General features: G+C 49.9%; 15 protein-coding genes. 4 read left to right on the forward strand and 11 right to left on the reverse strand.

Annotated elements, in window-relative coordinates; genetic code table 11:
- Window positions 1-1,017 carry a cytochrome d ubiquinol oxidase subunit II gene (gene cydB, locus QP794_RS09400; protein ID WP_285076469.1) on the reverse strand — a complete coding sequence of 339 codons (1,017 nt, stop codon included), beginning with the start codon at window positions 1,015-1,017 and terminating at the stop codon, window positions 1-3.
- Window positions 1,001-2,416 carry a cytochrome ubiquinol oxidase subunit I gene (locus tag QP794_RS09405; RefSeq protein ID WP_285075953.1) on the reverse strand — a complete coding sequence of 472 codons (1,416 nt, stop codon included), beginning with the start codon at window positions 2,414-2,416 and terminating at the stop codon, window positions 1,001-1,003. Before QP794_RS09405 ends, cydB begins: the two co-directional genes overlap by 17 nt.
- Window positions 2,417-2,840: 424 nt before the next feature.
- Here QP794_RS09405 and QP794_RS09410 point away from each other — a divergent pair, with 424 nt between their 5' ends.
- From QP794_RS09410 to QP794_RS09425, 4 genes are read left to right on the forward strand one after another with little or no spacing between them, the layout of a single operon-like run.
- The gene (locus QP794_RS09410; protein ID WP_285075954.1) at window positions 2,841-4,139 is read left to right on the forward strand and encodes a tetratricopeptide repeat protein; all 1,299 of its coding nucleotides are present in this window, start codon (window positions 2,841-2,843) and stop codon (window positions 4,137-4,139) included.
- Entirely contained in the window at window positions 4,139-5,131 is a 993-nt protein-coding gene (locus QP794_RS09415) for a glycosyltransferase (protein WP_285075955.1), read from the forward strand. Before QP794_RS09410 ends, QP794_RS09415 begins: the two co-directional genes overlap by 1 nt.
- Window position 5,132: 1 nt before the next feature.
- Window positions 5,133-6,566 (forward strand): glycosyltransferase family 4 protein, encoded by a 1,434-nt coding sequence (locus tag QP794_RS09420; protein ID WP_285075956.1) that lies wholly within the window; start codon window positions 5,133-5,135, stop codon window positions 6,564-6,566.
- The gene (locus tag QP794_RS09425) at window positions 6,563-7,234 is read left to right on the forward strand and encodes a class I SAM-dependent methyltransferase (RefSeq protein WP_285075957.1); all 672 of its coding nucleotides are present in this window, start codon (window positions 6,563-6,565) and stop codon (window positions 7,232-7,234) included. The genes QP794_RS09420 and QP794_RS09425 overlap by 4 nt, the downstream gene beginning before the upstream one ends.
- Window positions 7,235-7,503: 269 nt before the next feature.
- Here the strand turns inward: QP794_RS09425 and QP794_RS09430 are convergent, their stop codons facing one another.
- The 9 genes from QP794_RS09430 to QP794_RS09470 form a co-directional block, all read right to left on the reverse strand.
- A complete protein-coding gene (locus tag QP794_RS09430; protein WP_285075958.1) occupies window positions 7,504-8,847 on the reverse strand; it encodes an MFS transporter in 1,344 nt (447 codons plus the stop codon).
- Window positions 8,848-8,920: 73 nt separating this feature from the next.
- The gene (locus QP794_RS09435) at window positions 8,921-10,099 is read right to left on the reverse strand and encodes a winged helix-turn-helix domain-containing protein (protein ID WP_285075959.1); all 1,179 of its coding nucleotides are present in this window, start codon (window positions 10,097-10,099) and stop codon (window positions 8,921-8,923) included.
- Window positions 10,100-10,243: 144 nt separating this feature from the next.
- Entirely contained in the window at window positions 10,244-11,038 is a 795-nt protein-coding gene (locus QP794_RS09440) for an ABC transporter ATP-binding protein (protein ID WP_024629838.1), read from the reverse strand.
- A gap of 2 nt (window positions 11,039-11,040) precedes the next feature.
- Window positions 11,041-11,901: an ABC transporter permease gene (locus QP794_RS09445; protein ID WP_483311895.1), complete on the reverse strand. Its 861-nt coding sequence runs from the start codon at window positions 11,899-11,901 to the stop codon at window positions 11,041-11,043.
- Between the two features lie 151 nt (window positions 11,902-12,052).
- Window positions 12,053-13,102 carry an ABC transporter substrate-binding protein gene (locus QP794_RS09450; RefSeq protein ID WP_285075961.1) on the reverse strand — a complete coding sequence of 350 codons (1,050 nt, stop codon included), beginning with the start codon at window positions 13,100-13,102 and terminating at the stop codon, window positions 12,053-12,055.
- A gap of 357 nt (window positions 13,103-13,459) precedes the next feature.
- A complete protein-coding gene (locus QP794_RS09455) occupies window positions 13,460-14,401 on the reverse strand; it encodes an Rpn family recombination-promoting nuclease/putative transposase (protein WP_285076471.1) in 942 nt (313 codons plus the stop codon).
- Between the two features lie 196 nt (window positions 14,402-14,597).
- Window positions 14,598-15,245, reverse strand: coding sequence for a helix-turn-helix transcriptional regulator (locus tag QP794_RS09460; RefSeq protein WP_144424559.1), 648 nt, complete (start codon window positions 15,243-15,245; stop codon window positions 14,598-14,600).
- Between the two features lie 13 nt (window positions 15,246-15,258).
- Complete coding sequence (trhO, locus tag QP794_RS09465) at window positions 15,259-16,146, reverse strand: oxygen-dependent tRNA uridine(34) hydroxylase TrhO (protein ID WP_285075962.1); 888 nt, start codon at window positions 16,144-16,146, stop codon at window positions 15,259-15,261.
- Between the two features lie 252 nt (window positions 16,147-16,398).
- Window positions 16,399-17,823 carry a YfcC family protein gene (locus QP794_RS09470; protein ID WP_285075963.1) on the reverse strand — a complete coding sequence of 475 codons (1,425 nt, stop codon included), beginning with the start codon at window positions 17,821-17,823 and terminating at the stop codon, window positions 16,399-16,401.

A 17,823-nucleotide genomic window follows, 5' to 3' on the forward strand; every position in this document is an offset into this window, starting at 1 on the left:
TCAGTACTCCAGGTGATGCTGATCGTTCAGACGTTTGCGGAAAATGTAATAACTCCAGATCTGATAGCCGAGTACAAACGGAAGCAGCGTACAAGCTACAATTGTCATCACTTTCAGCGAATATGCACCGGATGAAGCATTGTAGACCGTCAGGTCAAACGCCGAACCCATTGAACTCACCATGACTCTTGGGAACAGACCGATGAATACGGAAGCAAACGCGATTGCAATCACGGCTCCCGTCATGCCGAAGGCCCAGGCTTCACGTTTCTGGCGCACGAAGTAAGCCGCCAAACCCAATGAAGCAGCACCCAGGACAACCATAATCCAGAGTGCCCAGCCGCGCACAGCGAACACATCCGTCATGAAGTATGTCATCACAGCGTAGATCGCGAGGATCGCGGCCAGCGGCAGCATCAACTTTTTAGCTGTATTCAGGGCACGTTCTCTGAGATCTCCAACGGTTCGTAATGAAGCAAACAGCAGACCATGGACCAGACATAACAACGTCACGCTCAACCCACCTACCACCGTATACGGATTGACGATGTCCAGGAAGCCGGGGCGAAGCTGCATCTGCGCATCAATAGGCAGGCCTTTCATTAAGGTAGCGAAAACAACCCCGAACAAGAACGGTAGTAACGCACTGGAGACTACGATGATGATGTCCCAAGTTTTGCGCCAGCGTTCATGTCTCATCTTGCTGCGGAATTCAAAGGCAACTCCGCGGCCGATCAAGGCCAGCAGCACCACCACCAGCGGCAGATAAAAACCGCTGAACAGCGTGGCATACCAGTGCGGGAAGGCAGCAAACATTGCACCCCCCGCCGTAATCAGCCAAACCTCATTGCCATCCCAGAACGGACCGATCGAGTTGATCAGCGTACGACGTTCACGATCCGTTTTGCCGATTATTGCAGTAGACATGCCCACACCAAAATCAAAACCTTCCAGAAAGAAAAAACCAACAAACAAGACGGCAATCAGTAAAAACCACAACTCACTTAGTGACAACAGAATAACCCCCATCCACGCCGAACGGATCGGCCGATTCATCATGCTCCTCCGGCTTTTCGACTGCATATGGCCCGGCCTTGATTTCACGAACGAACAGATAAACCATCACAATGCCGAGAACCGTATAAGCTGCTGTAAACGCAATGGTGGAGAACAAAATCTGTCCTGCGCTTACGTTCGGGGATACCCCGGCTGCAGTCGTCATGTAGCCGAATACCGTCCAAGGCTGCCTTCCTACCTCAGTCATAATCCAGCCTGACGTATTGGCGATAAACGGCAGGGAGATGGCGAACACCATCAGACGCATAAACCACTTGCCTGCTCCCTCCAACCTCCGGCGCATCGTCAGGAATGTACCGTATATAGCCAGCAAAATCATCAATCCACCCGCAGCAATCATGATACGGAAGCTCCAGAATGTCGTCCGGACTGGTGGAATATAGTCGCCTGGTCCATACGTTTGCTCGTACTCCGCTTGCAGTTCTTTCATGCCTTTGACACTGCCGGAGAACTTACTATAGGACAGATAACTGAGTAATCCAGGGATCTTGATCTCGCCGGAATTCTCCTGTTTGTTCGGATCGATAAAGGCTACCACCGTCCATGGTGCAGGGTCTTCCGTCGTCGTCCATGTTCCTTCACTGGCAGCCATTTTCATCGGCTGCGTCTCCACCAAATATTGCGCCTGGAAGTGACCCGAGAAAGCAACCCCCAACGAGGAAACCAGGCCAATAATAATGGCAATGTTAAATGATTTGCGGAAAATCTCCACATCCTGCTTCTTCATCAGCTTGTATGCACTAATGCCGGTTACCACAAATGCACCTGTCATCAAGGCACCAAAAATCGTGTGCGGGAACTCCACCAGCAGTTGACCATTGGTAATCAGTGCAAAGAAATCATTCATCTCGGCACGGCCATTATTAATCTCGAAGCCAACCGGATGCTGCATGAATGAATTGGCTGCCAGAATCCAGAGCGCAGACAGGAATGTGCCGACAAATACCAGCCAGATACAGGCCAAGTGCACTTTTTTGGACAAACGATCCCATCCGAAAATCCAGAGTCCAATAAAGGTAGACTCCATAAAAAACGCCAGCAGGGCTTCCACAGCCAGTGGCGCACCAAATACGTCCCCAACAAAGCGGGAGTACTCCGACCAGTTCATGCCGAACTGGAATTCTTGCAGAATGCCTGTGACCACACCGACAGCAAAGTTAATCAGGAACAATTTGCCCCAGAATTTGGCCATCGTTTTGTAAACTTCCTTACCCTTCACTACGTACAACGTCTCCATAATCGCTACCAGCAGCACAAGACCGATGGACAGCGGCACAAAAAAGAAATGGAAAATCGTTGTGAGCGCATATTGGATACGCGATAACATGATCGGATCCATACCGTTACCCCTTCTTTCTGTTCCTTCGCAGTTTTCGTATTTGGCATTGAAGCCCCTTCTTCAGTTTCTGTCAGCCAAACACGTATTGATGAACGTATTGTGCCAGATAGACTATTTTATACATGTGACAATTATCACAAACCCTGCCATGACAGCAAAAAAAAGTGACGATGGTCACACAATAGAAAAAATTAAGCCTAATCTTTGGGCTTGCCAGCTTCCTCTATTCGCGGAAGATGCTCATGTTTGGGACGCAACGCCCATATGTTAGTGTCAGGCATAAAATACACTGTGCAAAAAAGGCATTACATATTGAACCATTGGTTTCATTGATATTATTCAAAGCAACGACGATCCAAAAATCTCCGATGACGTTGCTTCAATTCTTGAACGGACAAAAATGCAATTCAAGTGAGGTGATTTATTGATGGAAGAGTTGTCTTCAATCCCGGACGCGGAGCCGTATCACGGGGTAGATGCAGAATCAAGTACGGCTCTGCCTGCCTTTCGTTATGTTTTTTTCCCCCGAAAGGGCGGGTGGTCTGCTTTTCCCTATCCAGACATCGCTGCTCTGATGGTCGCGGAAGGGCCTGTCTACTATGTCAGCAGCCTGGAGCGCTCCGAGGATATGCCTGCGAGTATAACTGTCATCACACTTCCCGAAGCTGAACAATTGTTGCAGGAGCCCCGAACGGTTGCAGTGGTTGCTCATCCCTACTGGCTGACCGCCACAGCCTCGCTCAATCCGGAGCTTTGTATTGTACTTCTTCCCGAGCCGGTTGGTGAAGAAGCGGAGTCCCCCTTGTGGGAAAGCTGCATTTCAAGACTGGTCGGAATCGCCGATCTGGTGGGCACCACTTCAGAAACACGCTATATGAAGCTGGTATTCCAGGGTGTACGTGCTATCTGGCTAAATGGAGAAGATACCTCTCCTGCTGGTGTCATGCAAAAGGATGATCTCGAAGTGCCTCTCCGGGACTATGAACTGCTATTCTTGCATGCGCTGCGACAGACCCTCTCGGGTGTTCAGGATACGGTTACCCAGCTGCAATGCAGTGTGCGCGCCGACTTCTATCGTCAGCTTCGATCCAAAGCAGGAGCGCATGAGACGATTTCCTTTTTGCTGGCCGCCTATGAATATGTGCTCGAAGATTCCAGAGCGGCCGCTTCGCTCAAGGAGGCCTTCTCCCACGCAGTATTAAACGGCCGCAATGATTGTGTGAGCTCCCACTATCGATTCCTATCCGCTATTCATGCGAGGACCGGGGAAATCGAGAATGCGTTGCAGGTGTATGGAATCAGCGCTGGCAACGAGCAGGAACGACACCATTATGAACAGCTCTGCCGCTGGCTGGAGGCCGGGGAGAACCAGCTCGTCCAGGCTGAACTGCTGCGTCTGAATGATGATTACGGAAACGCATTGCACATTTTGGATGAACTTGGCGGCGAAACGGCACGACATTGGAAATTTCGTATCTATCAGGAGACTGGGCGTGTGGAAGATGCATTGGATTTGGTGCACACAGTGGATATTCAGGATAATGCCAGCCGACAGGACTATCGGCAGTTATCGGGTCTAGCACTGGCTCTGGGCGGAGAACGGCACGGAGCGGTGAGACAATTTTTGGAGATGGCGCTGGAGGATGAAGATGCTCTTGCCCGGATCGTCGAGATGGAGCTGCTGGATCATGCCGTCCAGCAATTGCTGGGGGAGGTGCCATAATGATGCTGGACCCGAAGAAACGAAGACAACATGTGAATGGACCGATGGTGCATAGGGATATACGATCCGAAATAAGGCATACTCCAACTGAAACGCAGGAATCGCTACACGCTGAGCCACTGGAAACTGGCGATAACCATCTGGAAAATGCGCTGAGTCCGTTGGATATCCGAAGTGAAACCCATCAAAGATATAGCACAGAGCACCCAGGAAATCAGGATGCTGTAAAGCACAAGGATACAGGCCTATTCAGAGAGCCGTTTTCCGTTCGTCGGGTTCGTAAAAGTCAAGACAATAAACTGACCGCCATGCTACAGGTGCGTAACGAGCGCGGACGATATCTGGAGGAAGTGCTGGATGATCTGAGTGAATTCGTGGATGAGATCGTCATTGTGGACGATGCCAGCACAGATGGAACACCAGATATATGCAGCGCCTATCCAAAGGTCGTTCGCCTGGAAGTATTGGAAAAGCCGTTATTTGCGGAGGAATGGCGCTTACGTAACGCTCTGTGGCAGGCAGCGGCAGGAACCTCGCCGGACTGGTTGCTCTCGGTCGATGCCGATGAGCTGTACAGTGCGGAAGCCAAGAAAGCGATACGCGCTCTGATTAACCAGGATCATTCGGACTGGATTGCTTTCCGTTTCTACGATATGTGGGGCGGCCGAACCCACTATCGGGAAGATGATCTTTGGGGGCTTCACCGACGGCATACCGCTTCCTTGGTCCGTTATATGCCGGGTTATCCCTACTTTTATCCGCAGCAAAATCATCATGTACCTCGCCTTCCCTTGCCCTGCACCGTATTGCCCGGAATCAGCACGGAGTTGAAGGTTCAGCATCTTGGCTGGGCAGGAAGTCTGGAGGATCGGGTTCGGAAATACTTGCGTTATAAACGAATGGATCCACACGGCGAGTGGGGCAGCCTGGAGCACTATGAATCGATTCTTGATCCGGAGCCCCGACTGATTCCGTGGAAGGAGGAGCGGTGAGATGGGCGTGGTCAGCATATTGACACACAGCTTCACCGATGGATATAACCGTGAGTTCAGCCGGGTGTTCGGGGGCGGGCTGGAGCGATACGTCCTTGATTTGTGCAGCGTAATCCGCGGATTGGGACACATTCCCGAGGTTCATCAGTTGTCCTATTTTGAAGAATTCCAGACTCGCACGGAACAGATTGATGTATATGGATATGCCTACGATATGAATGATGTGCCTGAAGCTTTTGCCCGAATGGCCGCAGCAGCACGGGGACCTGTAATCTATGCAAGCTGCCTGTGGCAGCCCATTGCTTACAAGCCGGGCAGCCTCGGCATCTGCCACGGGATTAACTGGGATCGTCCTGCGCTGCCGCTCGAAACCAAGCAGCAAGTTGCTGAGCATATCCAGCTGGCACTGGATGGGCTTGTACGCATTGTGTCGGTGGATTCGCATTTTCAGACCTTTTGCCGTGCTGCTTGTACGTTTACCGATCCTGGTCAGGTTGTACTCATTCCCAATGCAGTGGATACCTCCTACTTCACGCCTGCTCCGCCAAGGCGTACGTTCGAGCATGAACAGGAAGAGGAGTGGCTGGCTGCATGGAAGAAAGATCTTGCGAGCTATGAAGATCATGCTGGAGCCATCATCTCCGGGTTGAATGCTGCATCATTCGTCAGGAAAAGAAACGATGGAGACGGCGTATTACGGACGGATCGATCCGAGGTGACCGTAATCGCTGAGGAACTGGACTCGGGGGATATCAGACAGAACGGGGCTGGTCGGCAGCCTAATGAGCTGACGGATGAATATTTGAAGAAGCAGGCCGAAGATACAACCGCTGCAATTCATGGGAACCCTCCGCGTCCCCTGCGCATTCTGTATCCACGCCGCATCAGTATGGATCGGGGCATTATTCCAATGATGCTGGCAGCTGACCGACTACTCGGTGCTTTTCCCGACCTGGAGGTCGAATTTGCCGGAGAACTGATTGAAGGCAGCACGGTAGGTAGATCCTTCCGTTATTGGCATCGTACGCACCCTCATGCAGACCGAATCAAACATCGCACGTATGATTTTCGGGATATCCGCGAGGCCTACCATCAGGCAGATATCGCTGTGATTCCGACCGTCTTCTCGGAAGGAACATCCTACGCTTGTCTGGAGGCGATGAGCTGCGGGCTTCCGGTCGTTGCTTCCAATGTTGGCGGGCTGAATGATCTGATTCAGGACGGCTTCAACGGGCTGCTGGTACCTCCAGGTGAAGAAGCGCTGACCGCCGCGCTGGTGCGTCTCGTTCAGGACAGAGCCGAGCGGGAGCGGCTGGGTATCTATGCCCGTGAGACGGCGCTGTCTTACGACATATCCCATTGGCGGAGCAGGTGGAGTACGGTATTGGAATCTTTTCTGGCAGAAGCAGGATTAAAGGAGGGAATTCGGGGATGATGGATACGCCAAATGCAACGGATTTCATGGAATCAAGATACATTCGGGAGGGTGACCCCAAAACGGATACATTGGTCTTTCAACTGCATCCTGCGTGGTGGAGCCGTCCGTATGAATACGAATGGGCGCGCCAGTTTGCACGTCAGGAGCACGTCGTACTCGACGCCGCCTGTGGTATATCCCATCCCTTCAAATTTTGGCTGGCAGAGTACTGCCGGGAAGTCCATGCCTGTGATTGGGATGAACGCATTTTGTCCAGAGAAGCAATCCGGCTGGATATCGCTTCTGATTTTGGCGAGCAGGCAGCACGTGACCTGCCAGAATCGAGCCTGGACAGATTACATCTTGCGCAGGCCAACCTGGCCCAGCTTCCGTATGAATCCGAGAAGTTTGACAGCGTATTCTGCATCTCCGTGTTGGAGCATCTGGATACAGGCACGATGCTGCGGGCCTTTCGCGAATTCGCCAGGGTGCTGAAGCCGGACGGACGGTTGATTGCCACGTTTGATGTGCCCGAGATGCGCCCGGATCTGCTGGAGACGATTATGGCTGTCACCGGGCTGACAATCGAGGGCAAGCTCAGTGTGAATGAACCCGAGGATGCCATCTGGTCTGACATGTACGGCACGCCGATTCGTTGTTTTCGTGCTGTTATTCGTAAGGAATGATTCGAATGGGCCCAAATCACGGCACAGCAACTCGCCGCATGTAGGTCCATTTCTATCTAATGAGTTAGGACGTTACGTGGTTCCTCCAGGCCAGTCCATTAATTTATCCGTTAGCGGCTCTCTTACTGTGGGGGGACTCATGGCCTCAACTTCCTATTTCTCCTGGTGGGAAGCATGATATACTGCCCTATTCCATGGGAACAGCCGCTTCCGGTTAAGTCCGAAAGCGGCTATTCATCGTTCCTCTTCTTTTTACCGCAACAACGATATCACGGCTGTCGGACGGATTTTTGCCCAAGCTCTCCTCCAGTCGACTCTGCTGGATGCGGCTGTTTCCCCTCCCATAAGATACGTTGCAGCAGCATGCCTGCCACACCAATGGCCAGTGTCGCCATGCCGATATATTGAAATGTGGGACTGGGTCCCACACTCCGAATCAAGGCACCGCCAGCAAGTGGAGCAACGACCAGCACGACACTGGAAAGCGAGTTTTGAATACCGAATACACGGCCTACATAGGCAGGAGGGGTTTCTTTTTGCAGCAGGTAATTCAACGTCACCATAAACAGGCCATTGCCCAGCCCGATGCAGAGCCCCCATATGATGACCCAGATCTCAGACGTGTGTGGACCGATCCAGCCCAGCGCACCAATTCCGGCACCAATCAGCATATATCCTCCACCCAGCCCCCAGCCATACCCGATTCGAGGAAGCCGATTCAACAATAGAATAATGACAACCGCACCTGCTCCAGCAGATGATCCCAGCCAGCCGATCAGGGCTTCGTTGCCCGGCTTGATCTCCCGAAATAGTGTTGTAAACTGATAATCGATCATGAGGATCGCCATTAATCCAAAACAACCAAACAGAATTGTACTCAGAAGGGTACGACTCTTATGGATAAAACGCCAGCCTTTCTGCCATTGAGTGAACAGGGATTCCGTGGTCTCGGCCGACCCCAAAGGAATTCCGTCAGATTCAGATGGTTCCGATTCCTCTGTTAAACGCCGTAATGGCCATAACACAGCTCCGGACAACAAACGTGTACAAGCATTGATTAAAATACAGACTTGCGGTGAAAATACGGCCAGAATGACTGCACCCAGCAGCGGTCCCGCCACTTTGGAGCATTGGTTCACAAAACCATTCAGCGACGATGCCTGAAACAGATGTTCCTCTGCCACTACCTGACGTGTCAACGCCTGCTGGGCTGGCACATGGAATACGCCCATCATGGCCCGAAGAGCAAGCAGTGGCAGTAGCCAGCCCGCACTTGGCGCGAAGAGAATAGCAATCGTTAGCAGAACGGTGATCACATCACATATCATCATGATTTTCACCTTATGCAGCCGATCGGCGAGTGCCCCTGCAACAGAACCTAACAATATACCCGGAACAGCCATACATACCGGAATAAGGGCAATGATCAGCGGATCAGCACCCCAACGATAAGCGACCATTACTTGGATGGCTAGTGCGTCAAACCAATCTCCAAAGGTCGCGAGCGCATACGCAATAAACATCCGCATGAAGCGGAAGTTGGCCCATAGGCTTCTCGATGAACCATTGGACGGAATGGATGATGAATTGGGGTCATTTGAAATGACGGTCATACGTTATGCTTCCTCCCTTGATTACAGCCTTGTTAGCTGGCTTGTATGTTCCTTGGCTGTAATCATAAGGGCGTTATATCAGAGGAAGATCAGAGGCTGGAGGAAAGGGGGATAAAAAAGTGGAGATTTCGGTCAAAATTTGCTGCCCATAAGCAGGCACACCGTAACTTTTGGAGATTTCCGCATGGACTTGACGGTATTTGCTTTGAAGGCGCCCCTCTATCCGGTGATGTGCCATGAACAACAATATCTGGTAAGCGGAATTAAGATATAGTGGTGCGTTCAGTGTCATTTTCAATACGTCGAGACCATCGTCCATTCTTGGCTCTGCCTCACGTATTCGACCCTGTCTGAGCAACCATAGGCCTTCCATAATCTGAAAACGTCCGATTTCCCGCAAGTATGGCGCATCTTTCAACCCGGAACGCAGGACAGCCATCTGATCCTCTACCGCTTCGCCGCTGCCACCCCACAATTCCACATACAATTCTGAGAGCTTTACCGGAAGTATGAAATGGACCAGTTCATCTTTCTCCATTACATGATATGTTTCCATGAGTCGGGCTTTGGCTCGTTCATACTGACCCACCTCTGCGTAGACTTCAACAATGTTCAGAATACGAAGTTCACGATGCTGATCCGCAGACAATGCGGATGAATTCAGAGCCTTTTCGTACAATAGCAAACTCTCCGAGGGTTCAATCAGGGCATGTATAAAAATCAGCAGCCAATACAAACGTTCCTCCAAAGGAATTTCCGTCGTTGTAATCAGCCATTCCAGATCTCCCACAATAAAATGGATGTACAGCTGATAGAATGAATCAACCTCAATGCCCAGCGCTTCTTGCTGATCCAGCAGCGTGAGCATTGATTTCCCCTGCCCGTACAGATGATATTTGCGGAACAAGCCATGGATTACTTCTCGCATCTCCTGATCTTGTGCGGAAGGGTTAGAGGGCAGTATCGCCATATTAGCTCGAATATTAAGCCTGTAACCATAACCGCGCACGGTCTCCACTGCAATTTCTTCCCAACGCTTCAGTTTCTTGCGCAGACGGTACACGTGATCATCCACAGTACGTTCGACCGGATATTCCAAGGGCCATACCCGGTCCAGCAGTTGACTGCGAGTAAAGGCTTTTTCCTTGTTCTCATACAGAAAATGCAGCAGCGCAAATTCCTTTGCGAGCAGGCGAATGGAATCGGTACGCCGGGTTACGGTGTATGTTCCTTCATCGAATTGTAACGACATGCTTGGCCCTCCTATGTATGCTAACTAATTGTAGTCCTTATTCTATTTCAACATACCACAAAAACCCTTTGCGAGAACGCAAAAGGTTTTGTATTGAGATGGACGGGCTCTCTTCGCTGATCGCAAGCAAGGTGATCCCAGAATTTAACCCAGCACTACGCGATCATCCGCCATTTTTTTGCCGCTGATACGTTCAAATTCACCCAACAGCTCCGGTACAGTCAGCGTGCGCTTTCGCTCCTCGCTAACGTCCAGAATAATCCGGCCTTTATCCATCATAATTAGACGATTGCCCAGACGAATGGCCTGTTCCATATTGTGTGTGACCATCAGGGTAGTGAGTCTCATCTCACGTACAAGCGTTTCGGTCAATGCAGTAATCAGCTCCGCACGGGAGGGGTCAAGCGCAGCCGTGTGCTCATCCAACAGCAGAATCTGCGGCTGGGTAAATGTCGCCATCAGCAGGCTGAGCGCCTGGCGTTCACCACCGGATAGCAGACCAACCTTGGCATTGGGGCGTTTGTCGAGCCCAATACCGAGCTTCTCCAACTGGGCGTTGAAAATCTCCCGTCTGGCGCGGGTAACTCCAAAGCCCAGTCCGCGGCCTTTGCCACGTTTGTACGCCATCGCCATGTTCTCCTCAATGGACATATGCGGTGCCGTACCCGCCATCGGGTCCTGAAAGACGCGGCCAATCCAGCTGCTGCGCTTATGCTCAGGCAGGCTTTTGATGGAACGGTCATTGATCAGCACATCACCCATGTCGGGCTTCATCACCCCTGAGATAATGTTCATCAACGTTGATTTACCCGCGCCGTTACTGCCAATCACCGTCACAAAGTCTCCCGGATTCATCGTCAGGTTCACGCCGACCAGCGCAGTTTTCTCGTCCGTAGTTCCCGGATTAAACAGCTTGGTCACTTGTGTAATCTCAAGCATGATCACATGCCTCCCTTCGCCTGTTGGCCCGCCGAGCCCATAAGCTCTTCAGTTCGTTTGCGAGCCAAACTTTTCTGCTTCATGGAGCGCTGCATAGTTGGGAAAACAAGTGCGATAATAACAATCACCGCGGTAATCAGCTTCAGATCGGATGTGTCGAACCATTCCACCTGGAGTGCGATCGCGACCACAATCCGGTAAATAATTGAACCGACGACGGCCGCCAGTGTGGCCCAAAATACGGTTCTTGCACCCAGAATGGCTTCCCCGATAATAACGGAGGCCAGTCCGATGACAATCATCCCAATCCCCATCGTAATGTCTGCAAAACCGGATTGCTGTGCAATAAATGCTCCAGACAGGGCAACAAGTCCGTTGGACAGACTGACACCAACAATGGTGGTGACATCCGTATTTGCACCAAAGCTGCGGATCATGCGTTTGTTGTCACCTGTTGCGCGCAGGGCCAGACCAATATCTGTTTTCATGAACAGATCCAGCATGATTTTGAACACCAGCACAACCACAATAATGATGATCATGACATGCTCACCCGAGAAGGGGTTGTCCATGCCCATAATGGATTTATTCGGTGCGCCAAGAATACGCATATTAATCGAATATAAGGCAATCATCATCAAAATACCGGATAACAGCCCGTTAATTTTGCCTTTGGTGTGCAGCAGACCTGTACAAGCTCCAGCCAACATACCTCCAGCCATTGCTGCCAAGCAAGCGAGCCAAGGAGAGAAGTCGTTGGATATCATGACCGCCGCGATTGCGCCTCCTGTTGTAAAACTTCCGTCTACGGTGAGATCGGGGAAGTCCAGTATACGGAACGTAATATATACACCCAGTGCCATCAGTGCATACAACAATCCAAGCTCGATTGCCCCTTCAATTGAACCCCAAGTCAAATTCACATTGCTTCCTCCCTGTCTATCGAAAAGAATGAGGCGAACCCGCCTGCACGTCCGCCTCGCATCCGTACTGCCGGAGGATCCTCCGGTCAGGTTATTGAATAATGTTGTTGTCCTGATCCTTCACTTCTGCCTTCATCTCATCGGTAACGGTGATGCCTTGAGCTTCAGCAGCCTTCAGGTTCAGGATCAGATCCAGCTTGTCCGGTACGGTGACTTTCATGTCACCCGGTTTTGTACCATTTTTCAAAATGTCCGCAGCCATTTCACCAACCTGATATCCGTGATCGTAGTATTTGAAGCCTACGGTTGCGAAAGCCCCTTTTTCCACGGTATCGCGGTCACTGGAGAAGAACGGAATTTTATTTTTGTTCGCTGTCTGGATGATTGTATCCACTGCACTAACCACCGAGTTATCCAGCGTGATATAGAAGGCATCCACTTTTCCAACCAGAGAATCGGTTGCCTGTTTAACTTCGGATGTGTTTGTTACGGGTGCTTTGACCAGCTTGATATTATGTGTCGCCAGCGCTTTCTCCGCATTGTTCGCCATTACAACCGCATTCGGTTCGCCCTCGTTGATAACCAGACCTACCGTCTTCACATCCGGCAAATATTTGGCGATAAAATCAGCCAACTGCACGATAGCTTCCGGATTCGTATCCGATGCACCCGTTACGTTACCACCTGGCTTATCCATGTCACTCACCAGCTTGGCACCCAGCGGGTCCGTCACCGCTGCGAACAGCAATGGCTTGTCCTTTACTTGCTGAGCCAGAGCCAGTGCAGATGGTGTTGCAATCCCAAGGACCAGGTCATTTTTGGAATCTCCCGCAATCTTCTGGGCAATGGACAGGTTGTTTGTTGAATCCCCTTGCGCGTTATTGTAATCAATCGTCAGGTTTTTGTTCTCTTCAAGGCCCGCATCCTTCAGCGCTGCAATAAATCCTTCACGTGTGGCATCCAGCGATGGATGCTCAACGATCTGCGAGATCGCGATGCGATACGATTTCTCCGCAGTGCCTTCACTTGTTGTGCTGCCTGATCCCTCGGTCGTTGTGCTACCGCCGCTGTTATTTCCGCAACCAGCCGCTACGATCATTGATGTAACCATCATTAAGGACATCCAGAATTTCTTTTTCATGTGTGAAACCCCTCTCCATCTACTAAAATATTGATACCCTCGTCGTTATCCAAGTGACACGATAGGGCGAGACAAAACGAACGCTTCAACGCATTGTTGCTTTGATCGACAAAAGCAGACAAATATAGACTTTCCTCATGCGACTGAAGTCCATGACCTGTGTTGATATTTTATTGTTTCCCTAATATTAAGGTGCGACCTGATTCCCGTCAATGGTAGAACCGCTTCCAATTTGGTTTCATTACAGATACGTGAGAGAAAACATTACATAAAACAAAAAAAGACCTCCGCAAATCAAGCGGAAAGTCTTAGGGGAACGGCCACTGTCCATCTCTCCCGATGAATACTGGCCTCAGCTTATTTTTGTTCTGTCTGTAATTCTTCAATTTCAACAGGTGTTAACCCGGTAGCTTTGATGATGATGTCCAACTCAATGCCCAGAGACAGCATATTGAGTGCAATTTTTCGTTTACTCTCTGCTTCTCCTTCTTTGATTCCTTCTTTGATGCCTTCTTTGATTCCTTCTTTGATGCCTTCTTCAATTCCTTTTTGGATGCCTTCCTCCAGGCCTTTCTTGAGACCTTCTTCTCGTGCGCCCTCAATCATGGAAGCTTCATCCCATAGAAATTTCTGACGGTCGATGTATCGTTGACGTGCTTGCTCATCCTGGCTCAGAAACTCCAATACACTCATGGCTTTTTTCAAAGCCGGTTCCGGTTCGTGCATCATTAACGCCTCCCAGCTTGATTTAGTCATTCCTTTCAGAAATAACAGCCAACGCACCAGTCCATCCTTCATTTGAATATTTTCATCATTCAGCTTTGGTATTTCCATAAAATGAATCTCTATAACATCCGTCAGTGGAATATCGGTATGATCTTCTCTTAAATGAAATACGTTGTGGTACTGGTCATTATCGAGCATTTTGAAATTAACAATATTAATCACAACACATTTTTTGAGTTGGCTATATCTCTGTCCCTCAAGTAATTGTCCGGAGTATTGTTTACCCCAATAGAACAAAGTCCTCTTCTCTAAATCATACTGATTAAACAACTGCATTTCAACATTAATTAGCTCACCTTGATCTGTTTTGGCCCGTATGTCAAGAATGGACTGTTTATCTCTCGGGGTATCCTTGTCCAGATAAGGGTTGATCAACACAATCTCGGTCAGTAAGGATTCACCTGCATTTTTGAAGGTATGATTCAGAAAAGCCAGAAGCACATCCTTGTTCTCTTCGCTTCCAAAGATTCGTTTGAAGACATAATCGTTCTTGGGATCAAGCAGTTCATTCATCATTGTTCACTCCTATGCGCAAAATTAACAATATATATTTGTTGAATTTCCAAACAAATATAAGGATGTAGACTGCACCGGATGTTAATTCAATTATAACACGTAACTAATACTTAATATAACGTTATTACGTCATTTTTTAACAAAAAAAAGACTGCTTCGACGAATCGAAACAATCCCTTTTCTCTCAAACCTATTAATTCCCAGCCGCTTCGCGAATCTGGTACGTACACTTCTTACCACCGTCCGCATAGCATTCAGTGCGCTCCACATCCGCCTGCAGCAATGAACGAAACAGCTCCAGCTCACAGCGGCAAGCCTGTTTATAAACACTCGCTACCTGCACAATAGGGCAGTTCAGCTCGGTCAGTACATAGGTGCCATCCTCTTCCGTGGAAGCATCGGCCATATATCCGTTTGCATTCTGAATGCGCGCGAGTTCCTCGACACGTCCTGCCAGGTCCTGGCCTTTCATCTGCGGCAATCCACTACGAAGCAGCTTGTCCCGGCGGCTCTCAAACAATGCATCCACGACACCGCTACCCGCTGAATCGGACAGTTCCTCCAGCAGTTCCAACGTCAGTGATGAATATGATTTTGGAAAAAAATTATCCCCGCGTACCGTCAAATGGTATACGGAAGATGGGCGTCCGGCTGTGGCTCTTGCTTCCCGAACCTCAATCCATCCATCCTGCTCCAGTGCCGTCAGATGACGGCGAATCGCCATGCCGGTCAGACCAAGCTCGGCTGTCATTTCCCTTGCGGTCATTGTGCCTTGCTGCTTCAGCATGAACAAAATCCGTTCACGCGTCGTTCGTTCCTCTTCGCGCTTCACGATCAGCACCTGCTCTCCCTGCTTATGCGGTTACCGGTGCTGCCTCCCGGCAGGCATCCGAGCAAAAGCGGTTATGCGTCTCTTCGCAATCCTCACAGCATACATGCTGCAGGTTGCAGGTTGGACAGTTAATGTAACGGTCATGCGTCGTACCACAGTGATAACAGCTGGCAATCACGATATCTTCATCCGTCCGGTTAATCGGCACGGAAATACGCTCGTCAAATACATAACATTTGCCATCAAACAAACGACCTTGTACTTCATCATCCTTGCCGTAGGTCACGATTCCGCCCTCAAGTTGTGCCACGTCCTGGAAACCTTCGTTAATCATGAACCCGGTCAGCTTCTCACAACGGATACCGCCAGTACAGTAGGTAATGATCTTTTTGTCCTTCATGTTACCCAGGTTCTCCCGAATCCACTCTGGGAATTCACGGAACGATTCCACGTCAGGACGGATCGCTCCCCTGAAATGACCAATCTCGTACTCGTAGTCATTACGCCCGTCAATTACAATGACATCCTCCTGTTGAAGATGCTCGTAAAATTCTTTTGGCGACAACCGTTTACCGCTAGTTACGTTAGGGTCCAAATCGTCCTCCACGCGGAACGTAACCAGCTCGGCTTTGTGACGAACAAATATTTTTTTGAACGCATGCTCTTCGACATTATCAATCTTGAACACCATATCGCTGAACAGCGGATTGGCGTGCATATCCTTCATGTATTGCTCCGTTTGCTCCGGCGTACCGGATACAGTGCCGTTAATGCCTTCCGCTGCAATCAGAATACGGCCTTTCACACCCAAATCTTTGCAATATTGCAGATGTTCTTGCGTAAACGTCTCAGGGTCTTCAATCTTCACGAACTTATAATATAAAAGCACGCGGTACGCGCTGTTACACATGTGTATCACCTGTTCCTATTCCATGTTGTTATTGGCCGGATCATCCGGCAAGACTACAACGTTGCAACCTTGCTTATGAAAAAGAAAAGAAACAGCCGTCCGAAACAATGTCTCGAACTGCTGCTTTGAACATTCGACTTTTATTCCTGCATTCTAGTTTATCGGAAGCGGAATAGCTTAGTCAATATAAATGTATAGAAAGGGATGAAAGTTATGGAATACATTTTTCGCCACTCGTCTTATATTGAAGAATTAAGAATACTGAATGGCATTGGCGATAAGCATAAATACGATTCCCATAGCAATCCACATCACCATCAACGGCCAGAAAAATCTAACCCATTTCTGATACGGAATGCCCGATACAGCCAGACTGCCCATTAACGCAGAAGAGGTTGGCAAAATCATGTTGGTGAATCCGTCCCCGAACTGGAACGCCAGTACGGCAGTCTGACGGGTAACCCCAAGCAGATCAGATAATGGAACCATGATCGGCATCGTAGTCACGGCCATGCCTGTACCCGATGTGATGAACACGTTCATCACATTTTGGAAGAAGTACATGCCCAGCACCTGCACGGATGACGGCAGCTCGCCAACCAGCGTAGACATTCCGTATACAACGGAATCAATCACGTTCCCCTGGTCGAGCACAACCATAATGCCTCTCGCCAGACCGATGATAAAGGCACCATAGGCAATTCCGCTTGCCCCTTTGACGAATTCACTTGCAATCCGACTAGGACCGAACCCGGAGACAAGACCAGCGATCACACCCATGCTTAGGAACAGAGCCGCCAGCTCCTCCATCCACCAGCCTTCTTTCGATACACCCCAGATCAACAGGGCAAATCCGGCTACAATGGTAATGATGGTCAGGATATGTGTGATGCGGATCGTTGGCAGCTTGTTCAAATCTACTGCAGGCGCATCTGCTGCCTGCTCCTGCTCCAGTTCATGCACCAAACCGCGGGCGGGATCAGATTTCACTTTGGACGCATAACGCATAATATAGATACTGGTAACGGCGATAAGACACACCAGAATAATTGCGCGCAGCCACATGCCCGAGAAAATCGGAACTTCTGCAATAGCCTGAGCCAGTCCTACGTTGAACGGATTAAGCAGTCCGGCGGTAAAACCACATGAGGCTCCCAATGAGATCATCGCCGTACCGGTCAGAGCGTCATACCCCAGCGCACGCGCGATGGCGATACCTATCGGTACAAAGACCATCACCTCTGTGGACATGCCCATCGTAAACCCGCCCACAGAGAACAAGGTGATAAACACCGGGATGACCCATAACCCCTTATTCGAGAACGAACGGGCTACCCGGCCTGTTAGAGCTTCAATCGTGCCCGTGCTCGTAATGATCTGAAACGCTCCGCCGATGATAAAAATAAAGAATACAACGTCAGCGGAATCCACCAGTCCGCGAACAATGGACTTGGGAATATCCCATAATCCCGTTGGATTAGCTTCTACATGATGGTACGAACCCGGGACAAGCAATGATTTGCCTGTGGCTTCATCCTTCACACGATCGAATTCCCCGGCGGGAATGATGTAGGTAAGAACCGTAGCGACCAGTACCAAAATGAACAAAATGACGAAGGTATGAGGCATCTTGAACCATTTACGCCGTTGTTGTGGTTGTTTTGTTATGTTTTCCAA

This window comes from Paenibacillus sp. UMB7766-LJ446 (assembly GCF_030226665.1).
GTDB classification, from domain to species: domain Bacteria; phylum Bacillota; class Bacilli; order Paenibacillales; family Paenibacillaceae; genus Paenibacillus; species Paenibacillus vandeheii.